The organism is Methanocalculus sp. (genome assembly GCF_030651615.1).
In the GTDB taxonomy this organism is placed as follows: Archaea; Halobacteriota; Methanomicrobia; order Methanomicrobiales; family Methanocorpusculaceae; genus Methanocalculus.
Genome location: NZ_JAUSCG010000221.1, coordinates 1 through 2,919 on the forward strand (window position 1 = coordinate 1; position 2,919 = coordinate 2,919).

Here is a 2,919-nt window from a genome sequence, read left to right on the forward strand (position 1 = left end):
GTGCGCAGATGAGATGGTCCCCCTGCCAAGCGGGATTGGATTGATAGAAACTGCGTCTGCCGAGAGTGAGAGGAGGGCAGTACATGCACCGACCACATCGGCGATCGCGTCATCTGCCCCTACTTCATGGAAATGGGGATGGTCCCCATGAACACGGGTCTCGGCATTATGAATCCGCATAAATACCCGCGCTGCCATCTCTTTCGCTTCACTGGCTGCATCTGCATCGAAGAGGCGGCTGAGCACCTCTTCGAGTGTCCGGTTACCTGTACCGGCATGTGTCCTGAGATAGGTGGCCTGTATCCCTCTCCGGTTTACACGCGAAATCTCCGGTCTTCCAACAACCGAGGTCATCGCACGGATAACCGCTTCTTCGTCAGCACCGGCTGCAAGAAGAGCTCCGGTGATCATATCTCCGGCTGCACCGTTCACCGGATCAAAGAAGATTGTCCGCATCGCTAAACACTACTTATATGTCCGGACACCGATGACAATAAAGTAATGCCTGAAGTGTATCTGAAGGTCGATTCGGCCTATCCTGAAGATCTGGGTGGAGGGAAGGCGCGACTCGATCCCGAGACGATGCTATCCCTTCGCGTCTCCCCCGGCGATTTAGTGGCGATTGAGGGGAAGGAGCGTACGATTGCAAAGGTCTGGCGTGCGATGGCAAAAGACTGGGACCAGCAGAAGATCCGGATCGATAAGTTCACCCGTGAGAATGCGGTTGTCACCATCGGGGATCGGGTGAAAGTCTCCCGGATCGAGGCGGTTATAGAGGCGAAAGAGGTGGTGATCGCTCCACCTGAGAACCTGCCTGCAAACTTCCCGATCCATATGGAGCATGTTGCACAGGGACTTGTCAACTATCCTGTCACCCTCGATGATGTTGTGCCGGTCCGGGCGATGATGATCCCGCAGTTGATCGAGTTTAAGGTCGTCAGTCTCGAGCCCGAAGATGCGGTGATCATCACCAGAAATACTGCGATCACCATATCCGATAAACCGGTCGCAGGGTTTGAAGGATTGAAACGGATCAGCTACGAAGATATCGGCGGATTAAAGGATGAGCTTCAGAGGCTCCGTGAGACGATTGAACTGCCGATACGCCATCCCGAACTCTTCAAGACTCTTGGTATCGAACCGCCGAAGGGTATCCTCCTCTACGGCCCCCCCGGCACCGGCAAGACGCTGATAGCACGTGCTGTTGCAAATGAATCCGGTGCTCATTTCATCTCAATAGCGGGACCTGAGGTGATCTCAAAGTACTATGGCGAGTCCGAACAGCGTCTTCGCGAGGTCTTTGAGGAGGCGAACGAGAATGCGCCCTCGATCATCTTCATCGACGAACTTGATTCGATCGCTCCAAAACGTGAGGATGTCACCGGAGAGGTGGAACGGAGGGTTGTTGCCCAGCTTCTGACGATGATGGATGGTCTTGAAGAGCGTGGGCAGGTGGTGGTGATCGGGGCAACGAACCGTCTTGATGCGATCGATCCTGCACTCCGCCGCCCCGGACGGTTTGACCGTGAGATTGAGATCGGTGTGCCGCCGAAGGTAGACCGGGAGGAGATACTCAATATCCATACCCGTGGTATGCCACTTGATGAGAGTGTCAAAATAGATTTCATTGCGAGCCAGACACATGGTTTTGTCGGAGCGGATCTCGCTGCTCTTGCGAGGGAAGCTGCAATTCGAGCACTCCGCCGGTATCTTCCTGATATTGATCTCGAACAGGACTCGATTCCGCAGGAGGTGCTGGACAATCTGAGAGTGACAGCTGAAGATTTCCGTGAGGCACAGCGTGAAGTCTATCCCTCTGCAATGCGTGAGGTGATGCTTGAGGGGACAAATGTCCGGTGGTCGGATGTCGGGGGGCTCGCTTCAGCCCGCCAGGAGATACGTGAAGCAGTTGAGCTTCCGCTCACCGACCGGGAGAAGTTCGAGGAGCTTGGGATCAGATCCCCAAAGGGTGTCCTCCTGTATGGTCCTCCGGGAACCGGCAAGACCCTGATTGCGAAAGCTGTTGCGACAGAGTCAGGAGCAAACTTCATTCCGGTTAAAGGCCCCCAACTCCTCTCCAAATGGGTTGGAGAGAGTGAACGGGCGGTCCGTGAGATCTTCAAGAAGGCACGGCAGGTTGCACCATCGATCATCCTCTTCGATGAGATGGATGCGCTCACCCCTGCACGGGGGGGATCAGGTGACTCATCGCATACCATTGAGAGTGTGCTGAACCAGATCCTCACTGAGATCGACGGAATTGAGGAGATCCGTGATGTCATCGTGATGGGTGCGACGAACCGGCCTGATATCGTTGACCCGGCACTCCTCCGTCCGGGAAGGTTTGATCGGCTTGTGTATATCGGAGAGCCAGATGAAAAGGATCGTCAGATGATCCTCAGAATTCATACGAGGAGTATGCCGATTGTGGGCGGATCAATTGAGGATCTCATCGCTCTTTTGACTGACTTCGAATATGGCTGTATCGAGAGGATATTTGAGTCACTTGGCACTGGTGTTCAGATAACGATTGAATCTGTTCGGGATGCAGCCTCCACTATGCCGAAGAAAGAAGGAGCTGGCCTGAAGCGGAGTGAGATCCGAAAGCTCATCCATGAACTGGCTGATCGGTTCGGACAACAACACTCTGATCCCGCCCGTGAAGCACTTATCAGGACGATTGCTGAGCGGACACCCGGATATGTCGGATCTGATCTCGAAGGTCTCTGCCGTGAAGCAGGGATGCTTGCGATGCGTGAAGGGGCGACAACAGTTGCCATTCATCACTTCGAGGCGGCGATTGAGAAGATCCATCCGACAATGAATGAGCGGCTGGTGGAGTATTATAAACGTATCCAGCAGCATTTCAAAGGTGGACTTCCAAAGCAGTCACAACCGATCGAGTATCAGTAACTCCTA

General features: G+C 54.2%; 2 protein-coding genes. One reads left to right on the forward strand and one right to left on the reverse strand.

Translation table 11 applies throughout. The annotated features are described in order from the left end of the window. A partial coding sequence (gene larC, locus Q7V06_RS09330; RefSeq protein ID WP_304840863.1) for a nickel insertion protein occupies positions 1 to 456 on the reverse strand: 456 nt, incomplete at its 3' end. 45 nt (positions 457 to 501) lie between these two features. Between larC and Q7V06_RS09335 the strand changes: the two genes are divergently transcribed. After that, entirely contained in the window at positions 502 to 2,913 is a 2,412-nt protein-coding gene (locus Q7V06_RS09335) for a CDC48 family AAA ATPase (protein ID WP_304840865.1), read from the forward strand. The last annotated feature ends 6 nt before the right edge of the window (positions 2,914 to 2,919 follow it).